Raw genomic sequence first — 20711 nt, 5'->3', positions numbered from 1 at the left:
CTGGTACCGGCCCGCGGTTCCTCCTTCGCCACGACGTCCTCGCTGCTCAGGGCTGGTGTTCTGGGAACGGGCCGGGAGATCCCGCCCCGCACCGTACAGACCGGAGGAGAACTGTGATCCGCGCCCTGACCGGATTCTCGACGAGGAATCCGTGGAAGGTCATCGCCCTGTGGGCCGTGCTGGGCATAGCGGCGGCCGTGCTGGGCCAGGCGTTCGTCTTCCGCGCCGTCCAGCCCGGCACGGCCGGCTTCCTGCCCGCGCACTACGACTCGGCCGCCGCCATGAAGACCGCCGAGGAGCACTTCGGGCTGCAGCCCGACGCCGCCGCCCTCACCCTGCTGGTGGCCCGGGAGGACGGCGCCCCGCTCACCGCGTCCGACGAGGCCCGGATCGACGCCCGGGCCGCCGAACTGGCGGGCCGCCGGGTCGCCATGCCCCGGACCGAGGAGACCATGCCGCTGGCGCAGGACCACTCCCAGGTCCCGCGGGTCGCCCCGGCGATGACGGCACCCGACCGTTCCTTCCGGCTGCTGACCGTCGAGCTGACGGGCAACCCCGCCGATCCCGGCATGCAGGCCACCTACCGGGCCTTCCGGGACGCGGCGCGCGACCTGCTCGCCCAGGACCGGCTGCGGACCGGTTTCACCGGGGGCATCGCCGACCGGGTGGACGCCACGGAGGCCGAGGAGACCCGTACCACGGTGGTCGGAGCGCTCATGCTGGGCGTCATCGTCCTGCTGCACGTCCTGGTCTTCCGCAGTGTCCTGGCCGCCCTGCTGCCGCTGCTCGCGGTCTCGGTGATCGGCGGCGCCGCGATCGGCGTCGTCGTCGGCGCCGCCCTCCTGACCGGCACGGGCCTCGCCGACTCCACTCCGGGGCTGATCAACGTGGTGCTGGTGGGCATCGGCATCGACTACTTCCTCTTCCTGCTGTTCCGCTTCCGCGAGTACCTGCGCGCCCACCCGGAGAGCTCCGGGCGCGAGGCGGCCGCCGAGGTCGCCGGGCGCGTGGGGACGGCCGTCACCTCCGCCGCGCTGACGATCGTCGCCGCGTTCGCGACCCTGGCCGTGGCCTCCTTCGGACAGTTCCGGGTGCTGGGGCCGGCCATCGCCCTGTCCGTCCTGGTGATGCTCCTGGGCACCCTGACCTTCATGCCCGCGCTGCTGGCCGTCACCGGGCGCCGGATGTTCTGGCCCTCCCGCGCCCTGGAGCGCGAGCCGCGGGCAGGCGTGGCCGCCCGGGTGGGCGACCGGGTGGCGCGCCGCCCCCTGGTGCCGGTGCTGGCCTCGGTGGCACTGCTGGGTGCCCTCGCGGCCGGGGTCGCGGGGATGCGCATGGACTACGGGCAGGGCGGCGCGGGCACGGAACGCACCGCCGCGGTCGCCACCGCCGAGGAGATCTCGCGGGCCCTGCCGGCCGGGGTGTCCGACCCGGCCACCGTCTTCGTCACCGCCGCGGACGGCGCCGAGCTGACGTCGGGGCGCCTCGGCGGGCTGGCCACGGCCCTGGAGCGGGTCGACGGTGTGGGCCGGGTCGGGGAGACCGTGCTCACCGAGGACCGCCGGGCCGCGCGCATCGACCTGTTCCTGACGGCCGAGTCCCACCGGCAGGAGGCCCGCGACCTGGTCACCGGTCCGGTCCGCGACACCGTGGCGGTGCACGCGCCCGCCGGCACCGAGGCCCACGTGGGCGGCACCGCGGCCGTCTTCGCCGACATCTCGACCGCGGTGGACCAGGACCTGAAGGTGGTCTTCCCCGTGGCGGCGGCGCTGATCGCGCTGATCCTGCTCGTCCTGCTGCGCAGCCTGCTCGCGCCGGTGGTACTGCTGGCCACGGTCGGGCTGGGCTTCGCCGCGACGCTCGGCGCGTCGGCCCTGGTCTTCCAGCACGGTCTGGGCCGGCCCGGCGTGGACTTCACGCTGCCGCTCGTGCTGTTCCTGTTCGTGGTGGCCCTCGGCACCGACTACAACATCCTGATGAGCGACCGGATCCGGGAGGAGATGGAACGGCCCGGTCCGGCCCGCGCCGCGGTGGGGCGCGCCGTGCGGCACACGGCTCCCGCGATCGCGACGGCGGGCCTGGTGCTGGCCGCGTCCTTCGGGAGCCTGGCCGTCACCCCGGCGCCCTCCACCCAGCAGATCGGCTTCGCGACGGCCCTCGGGATCCTGCTGTCCGCCTTCGTCCTGTCGATCGTGCTCGTGCCCGCGCTGACCGCGCTCCTCGGCCGGTCCACCTGGTGGCCCGTACGGCCCCGGCCGTCGGGGGATGCGCAGGACCCCGGCCGGCACGCGGGACCGTACCGCGGGGACGGGGCGGCCGGATCCGCGGACCGGGAGCGGGCCCTGACGGGCTGACCGGCTGACCGGGGCTCCGCTCCCGGGTCGGGCCCGACCCGCTCCCCCGGGGGCGGCAGCGCCGACCGCCGCGCCGTCCTGGGCGCGGCGGTCGGCGCACCGGTGTCGCCCCGAGGGCCGCCGGTAGCCGGTCAGCGGTCGTTCGTCACCGGTCGCCGTGTCCGGCGAGGAACTCGGTGATGAGCGCCTGCCATTCGGCGGGGCGTTCCACCATCGGCAGGTGGCCGGTCCTGAGCTCCGCGAGCCTGGCCCCGGGGATGCCGTCGGCGAGGGCGCGGTGCAGGCGGGTGGAGGTGAACCAGTCCTGGGTCGTGGAGATGACCAGGGTCGGCGCGGCCACGCGCGCCAGGTCGTCGCGGACGTCGATCCGGGAGGCCAGCTCGGCGTGCTCGGGGGTGCCCTCGGCGATGCCCGCGGCGGTGAACCCCACGGCCTGCCGGAGCTGTTCGGCCGGCATCGCCTCCAGCGCGTCCGCGCCCACGGCCATCATGGTCAGGAACCGGGCGAGCAGGTCCCGGTCGCCCGATCCGGCCAGCTCCCGCCAGATCGGCAGGGCGAGCGCGAGCCGCTGGTCGTGGTGGGCGAACGTCGCCGTCAGGACGAGGGCGGTGACGCGCTCGGGGTGGCGGACGGCAGCGCGGACGGCGACCGGCCCGCCGAGGGAGTAGCCGGACACGGCGAAGGTGTCCAGGCCTTCGGCGACGGCGGCCGCCACGAGCTGGTCGGCCAGGTCGTCGAGGGACAGCGGTACCGCGGAGCGGGGGGTGTGACCGCTGCCGGGGTAGTCGACGCCGACGACCGTGTGGCGGGCGGCGAGGCCGTCGAGTATCGGGCCGTACGTGCCGACGGCGCTGCTCCCCGCGCCGTGGGCGAGCGCGAGCCCGGGACCGGAGCCGAGGACGGTACGGGCGAAGGTGGCGGCCGGCAGGGAGGCCGACGAGGAGGCGGGTGCGGACATGAGGGGTCTCCGATCCGGAGGGGAGGGACGGGCAAGGGGGGCGGGGTGGACGGGGTGCCAGGGGTGACGGGGCTGCCGCCAGGGACCGGCCCGCCCCGTCACCGTCCCGGCAGGGGGACGGCGACGGGAGGGGCAGCAAAAGGGGCGCCGGGCGGGACCGCTGCCGGCCGTGCGGGGCCGGCTGCGGCGGTGTGCGGCTCAGGGCAGGAGGACGACCTTGCCCCGGCTGCGGCGGGCCTCCAGGTCGGCGTGGGCGGCGGAGGCCTGCTCCAGCGGGTACGTGCGCCCGACGGGCAGGTCCAGGGCGCCCGCGGCGGCCGACCGGACCAGCTCCGGCAGCGGGTCCGGGGCCGCCGCGCCGGAGGCAGCGGGGCCGCCCGCGCTGAAGCGGACCCCGTGCTGGGCGGCGGACATGTCCGCGATGGTGAGGACGCGCGCGGCGTCGCCGGTCAGGGCGACGGACTCGGCGAGTACGCCCGCTCCGGAGGCGTCCAGGACGTGGTCGACACCCTGGGGGGCCGCGTCGCGCACCCGCTCGGCCCAGCCGTCGCCGTAGCGGACCGCGGTGGCGCCGTATGAGGTGACGCGCTCCAGGTCGCGCTCCGCGGCCGTCCCCACGACCGTGACGCCGCGGGCGGCGGCCAGCTGCACCGCGAGGGTGCCCACACTGCCTCCGGCACCGTGCACGAGCAGGGTGCCGCCCGCCTGTACGCCCAGCTCGTCCAGCACCCGAGCGGCGGTCCGGCCGACGGTGACGAGTGATGCGGCCAGCTCCCACGAGAGGCCGTCCGGCTTGGCCACGGGCCGGTCGAGGAGCGCGTACTCGGCGTAGCCACCGCCGGGGGTGGCGCCGAGGACCCCGTCGCCCACCGCCGCCCGGGCCCCCTCGCCGACGGCGTCGACGACACCGGCGGCGTCCAGGCCCGGCACCACGGGGAAGCGGGCCGGGGCGCCGGCCGCCATCAGGCCGGAGCGGAGCTTGATGTCGAACGGGTTGACGGAAGCGGCCCGCACCCGGATCCGGACCTGCCCCGGGCCGGGCTCGGGCGGGGTGACCTCGGACGGGCGGAGCACGTCGGGCGATCCGTACGCGGAGAAGGTGACTGCTCGGGACATGGTGAACCTCCTGGTGGGGGGTGGTGGCGGAGGGCCGGCGGTCAGCCGCCGAGCGTGGGGTAGTCGGTGTAGCCGCGGTGGTCGCCGCCGTAGAAGGTGGACGGGTCCGGGGTGTTGAAGGGGCCGCCGGCGCTGAGGCGGCGGGGCAGGTCGGGGTTGGCCAGGAAGAGCGCCCCGTAGGCGACGGCGTCGGCGCTACCGTCCTCGACGAGCTTCAGCGCGTCGGGTCCGGTGACGTCCGGGTGGGTGAACGGGTTGAGGACGAACGTGCCGGGCCACGCGGAGCGCAGCCGGGCGGTCAGGGTGCGGTCCGGGCCCTCCATCAGGTGCAGGTAGGCCAGGTCCAGGCCGGCAAGCCGGTCCAGCAGCGCGCCGTAGACCTCGCCCGCGTTGTTCTCGATCATGTCGTTGTACCGGTTCCCGGGCGAGATCCGCAGTCCGACACGGTGGCCGCCGATCGCCTCGGTCACGGAGGTGACCACTTCCACCGCGAAGCGGATCCGCCCCTCGGTGTCGCCTCCCCAGGCGTCGGTGCGGAGGTTGGTGTTGTCGGCGAGGAACTGGTGGATCAGGTAGCCGTTGGCGCCGTGGATCTCCACGCCGTCGAAACCGGCCTCGACGGCGTTGCGGGCCGCCTGCGCGAAGTCGGCGACGGTCTGCCGGATCTCCGCCTCGCCCAGCTCCTCGGGCGTCACGAACTCCTTGGGCCCCTCGTGGGTGAAGACGCGGCCCTGCGCGGCCACGGCCGACGGGGCGACCGGGGCCATGCCGTCGGGCAGCAGGCTCGGGTGGCCGATCCGGCCGGTGTGCATCAGCTGGGCGAAGATCACCCCGCCCTCGCGGTGGACGGCGTCGGTCACGGTGCGCCAGGCGCGGACCTGTCCCGGGGTGTGCAGGCCGGGGGTGTCGGGGTAGCCCTGGCCCACGGCGGAGGGCTGGATGCCCTCGGTGACGATCAGGCCGGCGGCCGCGCGCTGGGCGTAGTAGGTCGCCATCAGCGCGGTCGGCTCGGCGCCGGGGCCGTGGGCGCGGCTGCGGGTCATCGGGGCCATCACGAGGCGGTTCGCGAGGCGGGTGCCGCCCAGGACGATCGGGTCGAATGCGGTGGTCATGGCTGTGCTCCTCGGGATGAGTGATCGGCTGCGGCAGCCCGGGCGTGCGGGCCTCCGACAGCCAATGCCTGTCCGAACAAGTAAATCACTTGTCCGAACAGTAATCCCACCCGGATCCATTCCCGGTCCCTCCGAATGCCCTCCCAACAGCCCATTCACCAGCCACACGGCATGCCGATCACCGGGGAGTACGTCGACCCCTGGGCGCAAAAGCTAGAATCATGCTGTCCAAGCAGCAGAGTGAGGAAGACATGGAAGAGTCCGGACCTGAAGCCGACCCGGCCACGGGCACGACGCGGCCGTCCCCCACCGTCCCGGTCCCGGGCGCGGCCCTGAGCGGTCCCATCAGCCACGCGATCTTCCGCCTGGCCCGCCTGCACCGCATGTACGCAGGACAGCTGCTGCGCCGCATCGGCCTGCACCCGGGCCAGGAGCTGGTGATGATGCACCTGTGGGAGCTGGGCGCCCAGCGCCAGATCGACCTGGTGCGCCTGCTGGACTCCGACGCCGCCACCATGACCCGTACGGTCCGCCGCCTGGAGCAGGCCGGCTTCGTCCGGCGGCGTCCGTCGCCCACCGACAAGCGGGTGTCGATCATCGAGCCGACGGCGGCGAGCCAGGCCCTGCGCGAGGAGGTCGAACGGGTGTGGAGCCGCCTGGAGGACATCTCCACGGCGGGCCTGTCCGACGAGGAACGCACGGATGCCCTCCGCGCCCTGGAACGCCTGGAACAGAACCTCGTCCGCGCCTCGACCCCGCCCACTCCCCAGGCCCCGACCCCTGAGGAACCCCCCACGCCCCGTCTCCTCGACCGCTGAACCGCTCGCGGCGGGACGCCCCTTGGGCTGCTGCCATGACGGACAGCGAGCTGGTCGTTGACCTGCGGGGTCGGCGGATCGAGACACTCGGCGACTTCTGGGACGCGGTGAGTGAACCGTGCGGGCTGCCGGAGTGGTTCGGCCGGAACCTGGACGCGTGGGCGGACACGATCGCGAGCCGCGGCATTTCCGATGTGATCGACAGTCACGACGTCCTCATCGTGCACGTCGACCAGCGGGGCCTGTTCGGCGGGGAGCAGAGGGAGGCCAGGGTGCTGGCCGGTATCTTCGACGGAGAGCAGAACCGGCTCGTCGTGCACGGGCCGGCTTGACGAATCAGGCTCGTCGGCCGCCGCTTCGGCGCAGACGCGAGCCGCGGCTACTCGGCGTCGAGCTGGTGGTCGGCCCAGACGTAGCTCTCGGGGAGCAGGTCGGCGATGGGGACCGCTCGAAGGTGCTCGTGCCCGCCGACGATGACCTTCAGGGTCGGAAAGTAGTCGAGGAGGACCTGACGGCAGCGGCCGCACGGGGGGACGACGCCCCGGTCACGGTCGCCGACGGCGACGATCGTGTCCAGTTCACAGGCGCCCTGGGCGGCTGCCGCACCGATGAGGACCAGTTCGGCACAGGGGCCCCCGGTGAAGTGGTAGGCGTTGACCGCCGTGACGATCCGGCCGTCCCGGGCACGGGCCGCGGCCGCCATGGTGTGGTTGTCGCCCCGGCAGCGGGTGCGGGCGACGTGGGCCGCGGCCTGGACGAGTTCATGGTCGACGGGGTGGGTCTGCGTGGTCATCTTCTCTGCCTTCGTCGGGTGTCAGGCGACACTGGCCCCCCGCGACGAAGGGTGCGCAAGCGAATGGGCGCGGTGCGGTCCTTCCGCCGGAGGACCCGGCGGGGGCCGCCCGGGGTCAGGGGGGCGGTGTGCCGATGCGGAGGCGGTTGCCGTCGGGGTCGCGCAGTTCGATCTCGCGGGCCCACGGGGCGTCCTCGGGCTGTACGCCGAACTCGGCAGCGACGGCATCGACGTCCCGTACGCGGAGGTAGACCAACGTGTCCGGGCGGGCGTCGCCCGTGTGCTCCGACAGGAACAGCCGCACCGCTCCCCGGGCCACCTCGACGAACGCAGGGAACCCCGGCTCGAAGCGGTGTTCCCACTGCTTGGCGAATCCGAGCCGCGCATACCAGGCGACCGCCGCCTCGGCGTCCGCGACGCGAAGGGTGGGGATGACTTCCTCGTCCATGCGCCCCATCCTCGCAGAGCGGCCGGCAGATCCGGCCCGGCGACCGTGCCCCGGGCGGGGTCGGCGGGTGTCGGCCCCGACATAGGCGATGAGGAAGTTGTCCCGGGCGCGCAGCTCGGCTTCGACGGCGGCCCGCTGGGCGTCCGGCCCGGCATGTGCGCCGGTTTGATCGAACATCACCCCATCGGGGGGCGGCAGTCCTCGGCCCGCTCTCCCCCACCGCGGAACGCCGCCGGCCGCGTGCGGGAGCGGGCGTGGCTGCGTACGTGCTCCTGCGCGCGGCCGGCGGCGACCGGGGGCCGTCAGGCCGGGGTGGTGATCTCCGGGTGGTCCTTCAGCCAGGCGCGGACCGCCTCCTGCTCCTTGCCCTTGCCGGTCTCCTGGATCCTGGCCTCCAGGCCGGTCAGCTGCTCCTCCGTGAGCTTGAACGAGCGGAGCCAGCTCGCCACCTCGGGCTCGTCCTCGGCGAAGCTCTTGCGGGCCAGCGTGTGGATGCCGTCGCCCTTGCCCCAGGACCCCTTCGGGTCATCCAGCTTGGTCAGGTCGTACGTGGAGTACGCCCAGTGCGGCGACCACAGCACGACGGCCACGGGCTCCTTGCGCTCGTAGGCGCGCTTCAGCTCGGCGAGCATGCCCGGGGTGGAGCCGTCGACGACCTGGTACTCGCCCTCCAGGCCGTACTCCTTCAGGACCTTGTCCTTCAGGATGGACATGGCGCCGGCGCTGGGCTCGATGCCGATGATGCGGCCCTTGAAGCGGTCGGCCTTGCCCTTGAGGTCGGCGAGCGAGCGGACGTCCTTCATGTACGAGGGGACCGACAGCTCCAGCGAGGTCGGGCCGTACCAGGAACCGAGGTCCTCCAGCTTGTTGCCGTACTTCTCCATGTACTGCTTGTGCGTGACGGGGAGCCAGGCGTCGGTCTGGAAGTCGACCTGGCCGCCCGCGAGGCCCGTGTAGAGCGCGCCGGCCTCCAGCTGGCGGGCGTCCACCTTGAAGCCGCGGCGTTCCAGCAGCTCCTTCCAGAGGAAGGTGGAGGCGATGCCCTCGTCCCAGGGGATGTAGCCCATGGAGACGGTGCGGCCCTTGCCGACGTTCGCGGCGCCGGCCGGGCCGTCCTCGGTGGCGGATCCGCCGAAGGCGCCGAGGCCTCCCGCGACCAGGGCGAGCACGACGGCGCCCGCGAGGGCGTGAACGGGCTGCGGGCGGTGGTTCCACAGCCGGGCGGCGCCCGCGGACGCGGCCTGCGCCTTGGCGAGGGCACGGCGGCCGAGCGGGGAGACCTGGCGGCCGAGGGCGCCGGTCATCCGGTCGAGGTACATGGCCAGGATGACGATGGAGACGCCCGCCTCGAAGCCGAGGCCGATGTCCACGTTGCCGATGGCCCGGTAGACGGCGCCGCCGAGGCCGCCGCCGCCCACCATGCCGGCGATGACCACCATGGACAGGCCCAGCATGATGACCTGGTTGATGCCCGCCATGATGGTGGGCAGGGCCAGCGGCAGCTGGACGCGCACCAGGGTGTCGCGCGGGGTGGTGCCGAAGGCCTCGGCCGCCTCGACCAGCTCTCCGTCGACCTGGCGGATGCCGAGCTCGGTCATCCGGACGCCGGGCGGCAGCGAGAAGATGATGGTGGCGATGATGCCGGGGACGACGCCCACGCCGAAGAAGATGATGCCGGGGATGAGGTAGACCATGGCCGGCATGGTCTGCATGAAGTCCAGGACGGGCCGCAGGACGGCGCTCACCCGGTCGGAGCGGGACGCCCAGATGCCGAGCGGCACCGCGAACACCAGCGTGACCAGCGTCGCGACGAGGACCAGTGACAGCGTGGACATCGCGTCGGACCACAGGCCGACGGAGTCGACGAGGGCGAATCCGGCGAAGGCCAGCAGGCCCGCGAGGAGGCCGCGCAGCCACCAGGCGCCGACGGCGAGGATGCCGGCGAACAGCAGCGGGGCCGGGGCGGACAGGACCGCGTCGATGCCGTCGTAGAGGCCGGTGACGAGCGCGCTGATGGCGTCGAACAGCCAGGACAGGTGGCTCTGGAGGAAGTCGACACCGCTGTCGACCCAGGCGCCGAGGTGCAGACGGGGCATCAGGCGGCCACCTCCGTGCAGGCCATCGGGGGCCGTTGCTCGTCACCGATGAACGCGACGAGCCGGTCCTGCGGGACGGATCCGATGACGGCGCCCTCCTCGTCGGTGACCGCGACGGGGTGCGGGACCCGGGCGCTGACCGCGCACAGGTCCGCGATGGGGGTGTCGGCGTGCACGGTCGGGCAGTCGCAGGAGTCCGCGGCGGCGTCGGGCTCGTCCATGACGGCGTCGGCGGTGAGCACCCGCGAACGGTCCACGTCCTGGATGAAGGAGGCGACGTAGTCGTCCGCGGGCCGGGTGAGGATGTCCTCGGCCGTGCCCTGCTGGACGACCCGTCCGTCGCGCATCACGGCGATGCCGTCGCCGAGGCGCATGGCCTCGTTGAGGTCGTGGGTGATGAAGACGATGGTCTTGCGCAGGGTGCGCTGGAGTTCGAGCAGCTGGTCCTGCATGTCGCGGCGGATCAGCGGGTCGAGGGCACTGAAGGACTCGTCCATCAGCAGCAGGTCGGCGTCGGTCGCCAGGGCTCTGGCCAGGCCCACGCGCTGCTGCATGCCGCCGGACAGCTCGTCGGGCCAGGACTTCTCCCAGCCCTCCAGCCCGCACAGGGCGAGGGCTTCGGCGGCGCGGCGTTCCCGCTCGGCGCGCGGCACGCCCTGCACCTCCAGACCGTATCCGGCGTTCTCCAGGACGTTGCGGTGCGGGAACAGCGCGAAGTGCTGGAAGACCATGGAGATCTTCTCGGACCGCACGCGGCGCAGCTCGCGCGCGGTCAGTGCGGTGAGGTCCTGGCCGCCGAAGAGGATGCGACCCGAGGTGGGTTCGAGCAGTCCGTTCAGCATGCGCAGCAGCGTCGACTTGCCCGATCCCGACAGGCCCATGACGACGAAGATCTGGCCCGGTTCGACCTCGAAGGAGACGTCGATGACCGCTGCCGTGGCGCCGTCGGCGCGCAATTCGTCGCGGTCGCTGCCGCTTTCGAGGGCGCGGACGGCTGCCGCGCTCTCGTCGGGGTTCCTTCCGAACACCTTGTACACGTGTTCGGCCTGGAGCGTGGACACATGAACCTCGCGAGTCGTACGGGGTACGGCGCGCGCCGGCCGGAGCCGGCGGACCGTGGAGCGGGACGGGATCGGCCCGCGTGCGCCCCGCCTCCGCCCGCATCCGGTGGAAGACGTGGTTCCGCTCCAGCAGCGCCGATGCCCGGCCTTCGCCGGAGCAAACGCTATGGTGATCCACCTCACGCGGCGGGCCGGGAACCGGCGCCCTCGGTGTGGCGCGGGACACAGGGGCATGGTGGCGCGCGGCGGACGGCGCGTCGGCGGTCGATCGCGCGGTCCGCCACGGACGCCAACCCCCGGCCCCGATCCCCGACCGCCGGCCCCGGCCCTGGGCCGCCGGACGGGCCCTAGGTGACGAGGTATCCGGCCGCCGCCGGATCGCGGTGGAAGGTCAGCCGGTCCCAGGTCGGGAAGGCCAGGTCGGTGACGGCGAGCAGGGTGCCGGAGGCGTCGTGGACGGTGCGGCGCACCGTGAGGCCGCAGGCCTGGGAGGCGGCCGGGGGGTGGGTGGTGCGCGTCATGGTGATGGTCTCGGCGACGCGGCCGGCGGCCGCGGCCCGGTCGAGCCAGGCCCGTAGCGGCCCCGGGTCCTCCTCCCGGGCGTACGCGGCGCGGTTGCGGCAGGCGGTGAGTTCGGGGCTGCGCGCGACCGCGTGCGGGTTGAAGTAGGTGACGGCGTGCCGGAGGGTCTCCCCCGCGCGGCCGCGTTCGCGGTGGTGGTGCACCAGGGTGCGGTCCCCGCCGGACATGCCGAGGAGTCCGGCGAGCGAGGGCGCGACGGTGACGACGGTCACCCAGCTCCGGGTGAGGGCCGCCGCCGGCCCGGCCGTACCGGGCGCGTCCGGAGCGGTACGGCCCGGCGCGGCGGCGGCGGGGCGGACGGCCGGGCGGCTGCCGCGCCTGCCGGTGACGACGAGGCCGTCCTCGCGCAGGTGCTGGAGCGCGGCGCGGATCGTCTGCCGGTTGACCTGGTAGCGGGCCGCGAGGCTGCGTTCGGAGGGGAGTCTGCCGCCCGGTATGCGTGCGGCGTGCTCGAGATCGCGGCGCAGCGCTGCGGCGATCCGCTGGTACTTGGGCACGACGGCCGGGCCGCCGCCCCGCGAAGGGGAGGGCATGGCTACTCCTCTGACGGGTGGTCAAGGACTGCGCGGTCTGCCCGACCAACCTAGCATTGGTCTATACCTTTAGGTGAAGGCAGGCCGCCCACCTTGGCCGATTCCGCACCCCGGCCCGCATATGCTCACCGGCCGAGGCCCCGGCCCGCCCCTGCGCGCCTTCCGGCTCAGCCCACCAGCGGGTTCGGCAGCGGCCGGTAGCGCGCGTCCGCGCCGTCCGCCCGCGTCCAGCGCAGCAGCAGGTTCGTCTTCGCCGGCAGGACCGGCGCCGCGAGCAGCTCGGCGACCTCGGGCGGCCCGCCGGCTTCGCTGCTGCGCAGCAGTTCCTCGCGCGCGGCCCGCCACAGCTGCGACGAGATGTCCGGATACCGACCGGCCAGCGCCCCGGCGATCTCCATGAGGTTGTTGACCACCAGGCAGTAGACGAGCCGCTCCCACGCCTCCCGGCGCGGGAGGTCGGACGGCAGCTTGACGCCCTCGGCGTCCCGGAACAGCGCCTGCACCGGCACGCCCTCGCCGTCGACCGCGACCAGGGTGTTCTGGAGGTGGGCCTCCAGGACGATCCCGTGGCGGGCGAAGAGGGCGAGGACGGGGGGCACCACCTGGCGCAGGTACGCCCGCCACCAGCGGAGCGGATCGCCCTGCTCGGCCCGCGGACCGCCGGGGTGGCCCTCGGCGAGCGCGGCCGCCAGCAACGTGGTCGCCCCGGGCCGGATGTGGGCGTGCAGGCCGTCGCGGACCAGGACGGCCAGCTCCTCGAAGGCGAAGGCGGCGGTGCGGTAGCCGCGGTCGGCGAGCCAGGCCGCCTGTGACACCCCGTCGCGGCGCAGCTCCTCGAAGGCGGCCTCCACGGCCGCGTCGGTGCGGCGGAGCTTCAGCAGGTCGTGCCGCCACAGCCGGCGGACGTCGTTGGTGATGCGGACGTCGAGGCTGAACTTGACGAAGAGGTCGGCCGCCGCGTCCTGGACGTACACGGTCCGGATCGAGGCGGTGGGCCAGACCGGGCGGCGGCTCTCGCCGAGGCGCAGCAGCCGGCCGTCGGCGAACGCGTCGCGGAGCGCGGGCCGGTCGCCCACTAGGTCGAGCTGCCAGGGGTGGGCGGGCAGCAGCCGGTGGCCGGCGGGCGGGCGCGGTCCTCCGAGGACCTCGGCGAGGGAGTCGACGGCCTCGGCGGCGGCCGCTCCGCCCTCCTCGGCGATCTGGTCCTCGCGCACCGCCAGGAACACCAGCGGGAACCGGGCATGGGCCTCCGGCGCGTAGGGCAGCCAGCTGCCGGCCGGGGCGCCGCCCCGGGCCTTGGGGGCGGGGTGGTGCGGATGGCCCATGACCAGGGACTGCTCGGAGAGGACGTACGGGTCCGCCGGCGGCTCGGCGAGGCGTCGGGCCGCCAGCAGTGCCGCGATCGCGTCGCGGCTGTCGGTGATCTCGACGGGGAGCTCGTCGTTGGGGACGCCGGTGTACCGGGCCAGCTCGTCGGAGACGAGTTTGACCAGTTCGGTGTGGGTGAGCGGGTGCCAGCCGTCGGCCGTACGCAGTTCGGGGAGCTCGGGGCGGCGGCCTCCGCGCACGCGCAGCAGCCGCCCGCTGCCGCGCAGCCGGTGCACGGCGGGCTCGCCGGACCCTGGCCGCTCGGCGGGCTCCGCGGGCCGTGCGGGACCGTCCGGCTCGCCGGGCTCCTGCCGCACGCCCGCGGGCGTCCGCGTCGGCACCGGATCGGCCGCTTCCCGCAGCAGGCAGTTCAGGAGCGGGGTGGCGGCGTACGCGTCGGCGGCTGCGTTGAGGTCCACTGGTTCCATTCGGTCCATCCGGTGAGCCGGAGATGCGCGGGGCGCGCACCACCAGCCGTGATCTTCGGTATCCGCAATGATTACTTGATCATCCCGAAAAGCGATATTCCGAGGCCGGAGCGCAGCATGAACCTTCCCCCCAACGGGGCCGAAAACGCCGTCGCCGCCGAACTGGCCGTCGTCCGCCCCGCACTCTCGGCGTCCTACGCCGCGGCGCTGGACGGTGCCCGGGCGGCCGTGCTGACCCGGCTGTGGCGGGCGCTGGCCTTCGAACCGCTGCCCTGGATCGTGGACAGGGAGCGGTCCGCGGAGGGGCTGACGGTCCTGTCGGCCGGGGGCGGCCGGCTGGAGGGCCCGGCCCCGGATCCGTACGCGACCACGGAGTACGTCGGCGAGCTGCTCCTCGACGGCCGCCCGTACCGGCAGGCCGGAGCTCTCGTGCGGGAGCTCGGCGTGCCGCACGGCGAGGGGTTCGCGGCGGAGCTGGACGGCAGCACGGCCTCCCTCGCCCTGTCCCGGGCCGGCCGGGCCGGGTCGGCCGGCCCCGGCGCGGAGCACCCGGCGCGCACCCTGTGGGAGTGGGAGCAGCGGGTGGTCGACGGCCACCCCTACCACCCGAACTGCCGTTCCCGGCCGGGCTTCTCCGTCGCGGAGGAGCTGGCGTACGCGCCCGAGCACGCCCCGGTCGTCGAGCTCGGGCTGGTCTCCGTACGGGCCGAGGAGGCCCTGGTCACGGGCGAGTGGCCGGCGGAGCTGCGGGACGCGGGCCGGATCCTGGTCCCGGTGCACCCGTGGCAGGCGGAACACGTGCTCAAGCACCAGCGGGTGCGGCCCGGCTTCGAGGCGCATCCGCTGATGGCCCTGCGGACCCTGGCCCCGACCGACGGCGGACCGCACGTCAAGACGGCCCTCAGCGCCCGGCTGACCTCCTCCGTGCGGGACATCTCCGTGTACTCCGTCGAGGTGGCGGCGGCGCTGTCCGCGTTCGTCCAGGGCCTGACCGAGCGGCTCGACGGCCGTCTGCACGTCACCCGCACCCTGGGCGCGGCGACCGCGCACAGCCCCGACCTGGCGGCGGTGCTGCGCGAGCGGCCGGAGGCGTACGCGGACGCCTCCGCGGGGGAACGGGTGATTCCGGTGGCGGCGCTGGCGGCGTTCCCGTCGGCCCGATCGGCGGCCTGGCGGACCGAGTTCGCCCGTCTCGCGCTCTCGGTGTGCCTGCGGGTGCTGGAGCTCGGGGTGGCACTGGAGGCCCACGGCCAGAACCTCCTGGTCGTCGTCTCCGCCACCGGCCGGCCGCTGCGGCTGGTCTACCGCGACCTCGCCGACATCCGGATCAGCCCGGCCAGGCTGCGGGCGCACGGAGTGCCGGTGCCGCCCCTGTCGGGCAGGCTCGTCACCGACGATGTGACCGTGCTGCGCCGCAAGCTGTTCGGTTCGCTGCTGGCAGGGGCGCTCGGCGCCGTGACGGGGTCGGCGGAGGCCTTCGCCGGGGCCCTCGCCGAAGCGGCCGCGCTGCCGCCCACCGCCGACACGCAGGCGCTGCTGACCCGGCCGCTGCCGACCAAGGCGCTCACCCTGATGCGGCTGAGCCCCGGCGTTCCGGGCGACCAGTGGGCGGAACTGCCCAATCCGCTGATCGGGGGGTGAGCCGGGCGTCCGGGCGGGCTACTGTTCAGGGGCATGACAGCCTCCTCGTACCTGAGTTCCGTACGGGCGTCCTACGACGCCGTCGCCGCCGACTACGCGCGGCCGCTCGGGGCGGAGCCGGCCGGGAGACCGCTCGACCGCGCCATGCTCGCCGCCTTCGCGGAGTGCGTGCGGGGCGAAGCGGGAGGGGGCCGGGCCGTGGCGGACCTCGGCTGCGGTCCGGGCCGGGTGACGGCGCAGCTGGCACGCCTCGGCGTACGGGCCTTCGGGATCGACCTGTCGCCCGCGATGGTCGCGGTGGCCCGGCGCAGCCATCCGGGGCTGCGGTTCGAGGTGGGGTCGATGGCCTCCCTGGACATGGCCGACGCGGTGCTCGGCGGGGTCCTCGCCTGGTACTCGACCGTGCACACCCCGCCTTCGGAACTTCCGCCGCTGTTCGGCGAGTTCGCCCGGGTGCTGGCGCCCGGCGGCCACGTGCTGATCGCCTTCGAGGCGGGCGACGGGATGATCCGCCCGGGGACGGGGAACGGGGCCACCGGGCACCCCGTCGACCTGGACGTGTACCGGACGCCTCCCGGGCGGGTGGCGGAGCTGCTCGCCGCAGCCGGACTGACCGAGGTGGCCCGCCTGCTGCGCGCACCGGACGCCCACGAACACTCCCCGCAGGCCTTCCTCCTGGCCCGCAAACCCTGACCCCGCGGCCTGGCGGGGCCGCGGGCGGCCGCCCCGCTCCGCCGGGGCGGCCGGGTCACCAGTGCAGGGGCAGGCGGGAGACTCCCCGCATCAGGATGCCGGGGAGCCAGTCGTGGGGGCCCGCGTCCGGGTCCTCGGCGAGGGCGGGGAAGCGTTCCAGGAGGGAGCGGATCGCGATGCGGCCCTCCATCCGGGCGAGCGGGGCGCCGAGGCAGTAGTGGATGCCGTGGCCGAAGGCCAGGTGGCCGGGGCCGGTGCGCCGGATGTCGAACACCTCGGGCCCCGGCTCCGCGTAGCGCCCCGGGTCGCGGCCCGCGGCGCCGAGGGCGACCAGGACGGAGGAGCCGGACTCGATCCGGACGCCGCCCAGTTCGAGGTCGGCGGCGGCGAACCGGTACGTCGCGTGCAGCACCGGGCCGTCGTAGCGCAGCATCTCCTCCACCGCGCCCTCCATCAGCCCGTCCGGGTCGGCCCGCAGGGCGGCGAGCTGGTCCGGGTGGGCCAGCAGGGCCCGTACGCCGTTGCCGATGAGGTTCACGGTGGTCTCGTGGCCCGCCACGAGCAGCAGGAAGGCCATGCCGATCAGCTCGTCCGGGGAGAGCCGGCCGCCGTCCTCGTCGCGGGTCCGGATCAGCGCGCTGAGCAGGTCCTCCCCGGGATCACCGGCCTTGGCCGCGACCAGTTCGGCGAGGAAGGCCGTCATCTCCTCCAGCGCGCGTGGGTCTGCACCCGCTCCGTCCAGCGGGGCGACGATCTCGCCGGACCAGTAGCGGAAGCGCTCCCGGTCCAGGTCGGGGACGCCGAGCAGTTCGCAGATGACGGTCATCGGCAGCGGTACGGCGAACTCCCGTACGAGGTCGCCCCGGCGACCGGGCAGGCCCTCCATCGCGTCCAGCAGTCCGTCGGTGATCCCCTGGACGCGCGGACGCAGGGATTCGACCCGGCGGGCGGTGAACTCCCGCGCCACCAGGCGGCGCAGCCGGGTGTGGTGGGGCGGGTCCGCGTCGAGCATGTTCCTGGCCACGGCCGGGACCTGCGGGTCATCCGGGAAGTCGGAGCCGATCCAGTCCTTCGACAGGGCCGGGTGGGCCAGGGCCTCCCGGGCCTCGTCGTGGCCGACGACCACCCAGGACCGGGTGCCTCCGAGCTCCAGCCGGTGGACGGGACCCGTGGCCCGGAGTGCTGCGTAGAAGGGGTAGGGGTCGGCGTTGAAGTCCGCTGCGTGGGCGCTGGGATCGGCGGGGGCCATGGGGCCAGCGTACGGCTGCCGTTGACGGATCCGGTCGGATCGTATGAGGAATCGAACCGTTTCAGCCGTGCGCCGTTCGGGGGGCACCCCGGCCCGGCCGGGACCCGCCTGCGCCCGGTTCGGGCCGGGCGGTGGCAGGAAGGAGGTATGACCCTCCATCGCCGCCACGTGCCCGGCCGGGCGGCCGCGGCCGCCCACGCCACCGTCGGCGCGGCGCCCCGGGGCCCGGACTCCGGCGCACCGGACCACGGGGTCGACCGCCGGCGCGGGGCCCACCACGGCCCGGTCCCCGCCCGGCCGCAGGAGGTCCGGCGCACCGGCGACCCGGATCCGTTCATCCGTTTCCCCCAGGCCGTTGAGGGAGTCTCCCGCATGCGACGTACGTTGACCATGGCCGCGCTGGCCGCCCTGCTCCTGGTGTCCGCGGGGCCGGTGGCCCTGGCCGAGCCCGGCCGGCCCGCCGCGGCGGGCCGGTGGGGGGCGCAGGACGCGGAGTCCTTCTGGACCGCCGACCGGATGGCCACCGCCGTTCCGCTGCCGCCCCTGCCGACCGTCCCGCCGCTGCCGTCGCGTCCGGGCGCCCCTGACCGGCCCGCCCCGCAGGCTCCGGCGGATCCCGGGCCCGCCGCGGACGCGCCCCTCCCCCCGGCCGCGCCCGCACCGGCCTCCCCGCCACCGGCGCCCGCCCCGCCCGAGCCGCGGCCCTCGCTGCTCCCGGCGCCGGCCCCCGCCAGGCACAGCGGTCCCCGGGTGCCGGTGCTGGGTCCGGGCACCGGCCAGGACTTCAACGGCGTCCCCGTCGTCGGCCGCATGTTCCTCGTCAAGGGCGGCGGCTCCTACTTCTGCACCGCGAGCGTGGTCGCCTCGCCCGGCCGCAACCTCATCATCACGGCGGCCCACTGCCTGCTCGGCGCGGATGCCCAGCAGGTGGCCTTCGTCCCGCAGTACACGCGCGCCAAGCCGCGCCCGTTCGGCATGTTCCCCGTCGTGCGGGACGCCTCCAAGCGCTCCAGGATCTGGATCGACCCGCGCTACCGGTCCCAGGGCGTGAACCGGGCCGCCGCCCTCGACGTGGCCTTCGCCCAGGTGGCACCGGGTGCGAAGGGCCTGCGGGTGCAGGACGTGGTGGGCGCCAACAGACTGGTCACCGGGGCCGGTTACGCCCACTCCCGGGTCACCCTGATCGGGCATCCGTCCACCGCGGCCCGGCCGCGGGTGTGCACCAACCGGACGACCAAGTTCACCAGCGCGGACCCGAAGATCCCCGGATCCTTCCTGCGCATCGCCTGCACCGGCTACCCCGGCGGGACCAGCGGCGGCCCCTTCCTGGCCCGCTACGACGCGCGCACCGGGACCGGCGACGTCGTCGGGGTGATCGGCGGCTGGAAGACCGGCGGGGACAAGCCGGACACCTCGTACAGCTCGTACTTCGGCGCGGACGTCAGGAAGTTGTACGAGAAGGCGGTTGCCGGGGCGAAGGCGGGGTGAGCACCCGCACCCACCGAGTGCGGCGCGGGTTGCCCACCGTGCGCGGGGCCGTCGGGATCCCGTCCCCGGTCAGGCCCTCCGCGGGCGCGAGCCCGAGCCGGCGGCGCAGCTCGGCCAGCGCGGTGTGGACCGGAGCGAGGACCAGCTCGGCGCCCGCGTCGACGCGGGCGAGGGCGTGCGCGGTGGTCTCGATGGCCTCGGCGGCGTCCTCGGCCGCGGCCCGGCTCCACCCCCCGGGAGCGCCCTCGCCCCAGAGGGCGACGGCGTCGTAGAGGTGGCAGGCGGCATCGGCCGCGGCGTCGGCCCGTTCACCGACACCCGGCGCCGCGATGGTCGGCAGTTCCATGCCGGGTCAACGAGCCGGTGCCGCCCGGGGTACGAGCGGATGCCCCGCCACTCGGCGGCCTGGCCGTCAGACCCGGACCGCCGCCGGCCCCGGGCGGGCGGGCCGGCCGCGCCGGACGAGCCGGGCCGCCGCGTGGGAGGCAGCCGTGGCCGCGGCGGCGAGGGCCAGCCCCTGGACCGCGTCCCGCGCGCGGGCGGGCCGCAGCACCCCGGAACGACGCAGCCGGCCGCGCGCCCACAGCGTGAAGGGGACCACGACCAGCGGAGAGGTGACCACGCCCGGGGTGTAGCCCCGGGTCGCGGCGGCCTGCACGAGGTGGACCAGCCCGTGCAGGCCGAAGCCGTTCAGCGCGGCCTGGTAGAAGCCCGAACGTCCGCCGGTGCGGTGGCCGTCGGCCGCGGCGGCCGCGACGACGGCGCCCATCACGGCGACCGCGGTGGCGAACTCCCGGCCGTTCACGGAGCCCAGGAGCCGCCAGACCCGGTCGGGCACCTCGGGGTGGCGTGCGCGCAGGCCGGGGACGCGGGCCCTGGACCAGCGCTCCATGGTGGCGACTTCCTCGAGGTCGTGCACGGCCCAGGCGGCGAGGAGTCCGAGGGTGACGGCGGGCGGTATCGACGATGCGGTCATGGGAGGACAGTCTGCAACCACAGGGGCAGCAACAGCAGGGACACGAGCGAGCTCTTGATGACGACCGCGGCGGAGAGGCCGACCCCCACGTCGTAGCGCTGGGCGAAGATGAACAGGTTCTGCGGGGTCGGCATCGCGGCGATCAGCACCAGGTAGACCAGCCACTCCCCCCGCACCCCGAACAGCGCCCCGCACACCACCCAGGCCAGCAGCGGGAAGACCAGGCACTTGAAGCCGATGAGGGCCAGCTCCTCGCGCGTGGTGTCCCGCAGGCCGAGGCCGGTCCCGCCGAGGTGGAGGCCGAGGGCGAACAGGGCCACCGGCGAGGCGCTGTCGCCGACGAAGGCGGCTCCGTCCAGCACCACGGCGGGAACCCGTACGGAGAGCAGGTTGAGGAGGATGCCCGCGTTGCAGGCGAGGACCAGCGGGGTGACCAGGGAGGCCACGGCGGCCCGGCCGAGGCGGCGGCCCGGGCCCGCCCCGGCCGGGCCGTCCCGGCCCAGTTCCATGAGGGCGATGACGACCAGGGACAGGACGCAGACCTGGAAGAGCAGGACCGGGAAGATCGGCGCCGCCGTACCGAACACGGTGATGAACACCGGGACGGCGAAGTACGCGGTGTTCACCTGGACGCCCGCCATCACCCGCAGCGCCACGTCCCGCGGCTCCCGGCGTCCGTACGCGACGGCCCCCGCGGCCACGATCACCGCGGCGAGGGCGGCGGCCGCGGCGTAGCCGCCGATCGCCCGCCAGTCGAAGAGGGCGGCGAGATCACTGGCGTGGATGTTGCCGAAGAGGTAGCAGGGCACCGCGAAGAGGAAGGCGTAGTCGGAGAAGGCCTTCGAGGCCTCCGCCGGGACGGTCTTGCGCCGTGCGAGCAGCACCCCGCCGCCGAACGCCAGCAGGACGGGCACGAGCTTCTCCAGTGCCGCCGCCCCGCCCATGTGCCCGACCCCCATGATCGCCGCACGGCAGCCTACCCGTACCGTGCGGTCGG

Annotated in this window: 19 protein-coding genes; 6 read left to right on the top strand and 13 right to left on the bottom strand. The window is 74.8% G+C overall.

Annotation, left to right across the window (positions count from 1 at the left end; all coding sequences use genetic code 11):
* Window positions 1–113: 113 nt before the first annotated feature.
* On the top strand, window positions 114–2354 hold the full coding sequence (locus tag ACPU2J_RS33905; protein ID WP_423834781.1) for an MMPL family transporter: 2241 nt from the start codon (window positions 114–116) through the stop codon (window positions 2352–2354).
* A 145-nt stretch (window positions 2355–2499) separates the two neighbouring features.
* Here ACPU2J_RS33905 and ACPU2J_RS33900 read toward each other — a convergent pair whose 3' ends face one another.
* The 3 genes from ACPU2J_RS33900 to ACPU2J_RS33890 all read right to left on the bottom strand — a co-directional run bounded on the left by ACPU2J_RS33900 (window position 2500) and on the right by ACPU2J_RS33890 (window position 5540).
* Entirely contained in the window at window positions 2500–3312 is an 813-nt protein-coding gene (locus ACPU2J_RS33900) for an alpha/beta fold hydrolase (protein ID WP_423834780.1), read from the bottom strand.
* Between the two features lie 198 nt (window positions 3313–3510).
* Window positions 3511–4428 (bottom strand): NADP-dependent oxidoreductase, encoded by a 918-nt coding sequence (locus ACPU2J_RS33895; protein WP_423834779.1) that lies wholly within the window; start codon window positions 4426–4428, stop codon window positions 3511–3513.
* A gap of 41 nt (window positions 4429–4469) precedes the next feature.
* On the bottom strand, window positions 4470–5540 hold the full coding sequence (locus tag ACPU2J_RS33890; RefSeq protein ID WP_420078220.1) for an alkene reductase: 1071 nt from the start codon (window positions 5538–5540) through the stop codon (window positions 4470–4472).
* A gap of 251 nt (window positions 5541–5791) precedes the next feature.
* Between ACPU2J_RS33890 and ACPU2J_RS33885 the strand changes: the two genes are divergently transcribed.
* On the top strand, window positions 5792–6358 hold the full coding sequence (locus ACPU2J_RS33885) for a MarR family winged helix-turn-helix transcriptional regulator (RefSeq protein WP_420082273.1): 567 nt from the start codon (window positions 5792–5794) through the stop codon (window positions 6356–6358).
* Between the two features lie 35 nt (window positions 6359–6393).
* On the top strand, window positions 6394–6690 hold the full coding sequence (locus ACPU2J_RS33880; RefSeq protein WP_423834778.1) for a barstar family protein: 297 nt from the start codon (window positions 6394–6396) through the stop codon (window positions 6688–6690).
* A 47-nt stretch (window positions 6691–6737) separates the two neighbouring features.
* Here ACPU2J_RS33880 and ACPU2J_RS33875 read toward each other — a convergent pair whose 3' ends face one another.
* From ACPU2J_RS33875 to ACPU2J_RS33850, 6 genes are all read right to left on the bottom strand, one after another.
* The gene (locus tag ACPU2J_RS33875) at window positions 6738–7151 is read right to left on the bottom strand and encodes a cytidine deaminase (RefSeq protein ID WP_365490573.1); all 414 of its coding nucleotides are present in this window, start codon (window positions 7149–7151) and stop codon (window positions 6738–6740) included.
* Window positions 7152–7266: 115 nt separating this feature from the next.
* Window positions 7267–7599, bottom strand: a complete 333-nt coding sequence (locus tag ACPU2J_RS33870) for a glyoxalase superfamily protein (protein ID WP_423834777.1) — start codon at window positions 7597–7599, stop codon at window positions 7267–7269.
* 302 nt (window positions 7600–7901) lie between these two features.
* On the bottom strand, window positions 7902–9695 hold the full coding sequence (locus ACPU2J_RS33865; RefSeq protein ID WP_423834776.1) for an ABC transporter permease/substrate binding protein: 1794 nt from the start codon (window positions 9693–9695) through the stop codon (window positions 7902–7904).
* Window positions 9695–10756, bottom strand: coding sequence for a quaternary amine ABC transporter ATP-binding protein (locus ACPU2J_RS33860; RefSeq protein ID WP_420078224.1), 1062 nt, complete (start codon window positions 10754–10756; stop codon window positions 9695–9697). The genes ACPU2J_RS33865 and ACPU2J_RS33860 overlap by 1 nt, the downstream gene beginning before the upstream one ends.
* Before the next feature lie 347 nt (window positions 10757–11103).
* The gene (locus ACPU2J_RS33855) at window positions 11104–11871 is read right to left on the bottom strand and encodes a GntR family transcriptional regulator (protein WP_423834775.1); all 768 of its coding nucleotides are present in this window, start codon (window positions 11869–11871) and stop codon (window positions 11104–11106) included.
* Between the two features lie 167 nt (window positions 11872–12038).
* Window positions 12039–13676 (bottom strand): IucA/IucC family protein, encoded by a 1638-nt coding sequence (locus ACPU2J_RS33850; protein WP_423834774.1) that lies wholly within the window; start codon window positions 13674–13676, stop codon window positions 12039–12041.
* Between the two features lie 108 nt (window positions 13677–13784).
* Between ACPU2J_RS33850 and ACPU2J_RS33845 the strand changes: the two genes are divergently transcribed.
* Window positions 13785–15308 carry an IucA/IucC family protein gene (locus tag ACPU2J_RS33845; protein WP_420078227.1) on the top strand — a complete coding sequence of 508 codons (1524 nt, stop codon included), beginning with the start codon at window positions 13785–13787 and terminating at the stop codon, window positions 15306–15308.
* Between the two features lie 33 nt (window positions 15309–15341).
* Window positions 15342–16001: a class I SAM-dependent DNA methyltransferase gene (locus ACPU2J_RS33840; protein ID WP_420078228.1), complete on the top strand. Its 660-nt coding sequence runs from the start codon at window positions 15342–15344 to the stop codon at window positions 15999–16001.
* A 55-nt stretch (window positions 16002–16056) separates the two neighbouring features.
* Here ACPU2J_RS33840 and ACPU2J_RS33835 read toward each other — a convergent pair whose 3' ends face one another.
* Complete coding sequence (locus ACPU2J_RS33835; RefSeq protein ID WP_420078229.1) at window positions 16057–17250, bottom strand: cytochrome P450 family protein; 1194 nt, start codon at window positions 17248–17250, stop codon at window positions 16057–16059.
* 147 nt (window positions 17251–17397) lie between these two features.
* On the opposite strand from ACPU2J_RS33835, the gene ACPU2J_RS33830 reads away from it, so the two are divergent.
* Window positions 17398–18738 carry a trypsin-like serine peptidase gene (locus ACPU2J_RS33830; protein ID WP_423834773.1) on the top strand — a complete coding sequence of 447 codons (1341 nt, stop codon included), beginning with the start codon at window positions 17398–17400 and terminating at the stop codon, window positions 18736–18738.
* Here the strand turns inward: ACPU2J_RS33830 and ACPU2J_RS33825 are convergent.
* The 3 genes from ACPU2J_RS33825 to ACPU2J_RS33815 all read right to left on the bottom strand — a co-directional run bounded on the left by ACPU2J_RS33825 (window position 18692) and on the right by ACPU2J_RS33815 (window position 20673).
* Entirely contained in the window at window positions 18692–19084 is a 393-nt protein-coding gene (locus ACPU2J_RS33825) for a hypothetical protein (protein WP_365490600.1), read from the bottom strand. The two genes, ACPU2J_RS33830 and ACPU2J_RS33825, sit on opposite strands and share 47 nt — an antisense overlap.
* Window positions 19085–19150: 66 nt before the next feature.
* The gene (locus tag ACPU2J_RS33820; RefSeq protein ID WP_423834772.1) at window positions 19151–19714 is read right to left on the bottom strand and encodes an HXXEE domain-containing protein; all 564 of its coding nucleotides are present in this window, start codon (window positions 19712–19714) and stop codon (window positions 19151–19153) included.
* A complete protein-coding gene (locus tag ACPU2J_RS33815) occupies window positions 19711–20673 on the bottom strand; it encodes an AEC family transporter (RefSeq protein WP_420078232.1) in 963 nt (320 codons plus the stop codon). The genes ACPU2J_RS33820 and ACPU2J_RS33815 overlap by 4 nt, the downstream gene beginning before the upstream one ends.
* Window positions 20674–20711 lie beyond the last annotated feature (38 nt).

It is taken from the genome of Streptomyces manipurensis (assembly GCF_049570255.1).
GTDB lineage: Bacteria > Actinomycetota > Actinomycetes > Streptomycetales > Streptomycetaceae > Streptomyces > Streptomyces manipurensis.
This window is presented reverse-complemented; position numbering and strand designations above follow the sequence as displayed.

Bases quoted from the DNA above. Each gene is read 5' to 3' on its own strand.
- ACPU2J_RS33900 (WP_423834780.1), bottom strand. From the start codon at position 3,312: ATGTCCGCACCCGCCTCCTCGTCGGCCTCCCTGCCGGCCGCCACCTTC.
- ACPU2J_RS33895 (WP_423834779.1), bottom strand. From the start codon at position 4,428: ATGTCCCGAGCAGTCACCTTCTCCGCGTACGGATCGCCCGACGTGCTC.
- ACPU2J_RS33890 (WP_420078220.1), bottom strand. From the start codon at position 5,540: ATGACCACCGCATTCGACCCGATCGTCCTGGGCGGCACCCGCCTCGCG.
- ACPU2J_RS33885 (WP_420082273.1), top strand. From the start codon at position 5,792: ATGGAAGAGTCCGGACCTGAAGCCGACCCGGCCACGGGCACGACGCGG.
- ACPU2J_RS33880 (WP_423834778.1), top strand. From the start codon at position 6,394: ATGACGGACAGCGAGCTGGTCGTTGACCTGCGGGGTCGGCGGATCGAG.
- ACPU2J_RS33875 (WP_365490573.1), bottom strand. From the start codon at position 7,151: ATGACCACGCAGACCCACCCCGTCGACCATGAACTCGTCCAGGCCGCG.
- ACPU2J_RS33870 (WP_423834777.1), bottom strand. From the start codon at position 7,599: ATGGACGAGGAAGTCATCCCCACCCTTCGCGTCGCGGACGCCGAGGCG.
- ACPU2J_RS33865 (WP_423834776.1), bottom strand. From the start codon at position 9,695: ATGCCCCGTCTGCACCTCGGCGCCTGGGTCGACAGCGGTGTCGACTTC.
- ACPU2J_RS33855 (WP_423834775.1), bottom strand. From the start codon at position 11,871: ATGCCCTCCCCTTCGCGGGGCGGCGGCCCGGCCGTCGTGCCCAAGTAC.
- ACPU2J_RS33850 (WP_423834774.1), bottom strand. From the start codon at position 13,676: ATGGACCGAATGGAACCAGTGGACCTCAACGCAGCCGCCGACGCGTAC.
- ACPU2J_RS33845 (WP_420078227.1), top strand. From the start codon at position 13,785: ATGAACCTTCCCCCCAACGGGGCCGAAAACGCCGTCGCCGCCGAACTG.
- ACPU2J_RS33840 (WP_420078228.1), top strand. From the start codon at position 15,342: ATGACAGCCTCCTCGTACCTGAGTTCCGTACGGGCGTCCTACGACGCC.
- ACPU2J_RS33835 (WP_420078229.1), bottom strand. From the start codon at position 17,250: ATGGCCCCCGCCGATCCCAGCGCCCACGCAGCGGACTTCAACGCCGAC.
- ACPU2J_RS33830 (WP_423834773.1), top strand. From the start codon at position 17,398: ATGACCCTCCATCGCCGCCACGTGCCCGGCCGGGCGGCCGCGGCCGCC.
- ACPU2J_RS33825 (WP_365490600.1), bottom strand. From the start codon at position 19,084: ATGGAACTGCCGACCATCGCGGCGCCGGGTGTCGGTGAACGGGCCGAC.
- ACPU2J_RS33820 (WP_423834772.1), bottom strand. From the start codon at position 19,714: ATGACCGCATCGTCGATACCGCCCGCCGTCACCCTCGGACTCCTCGCC.
- ACPU2J_RS33815 (WP_420078232.1), bottom strand. From the start codon at position 20,673: ATGGGGGTCGGGCACATGGGCGGGGCGGCGGCACTGGAGAAGCTCGTG.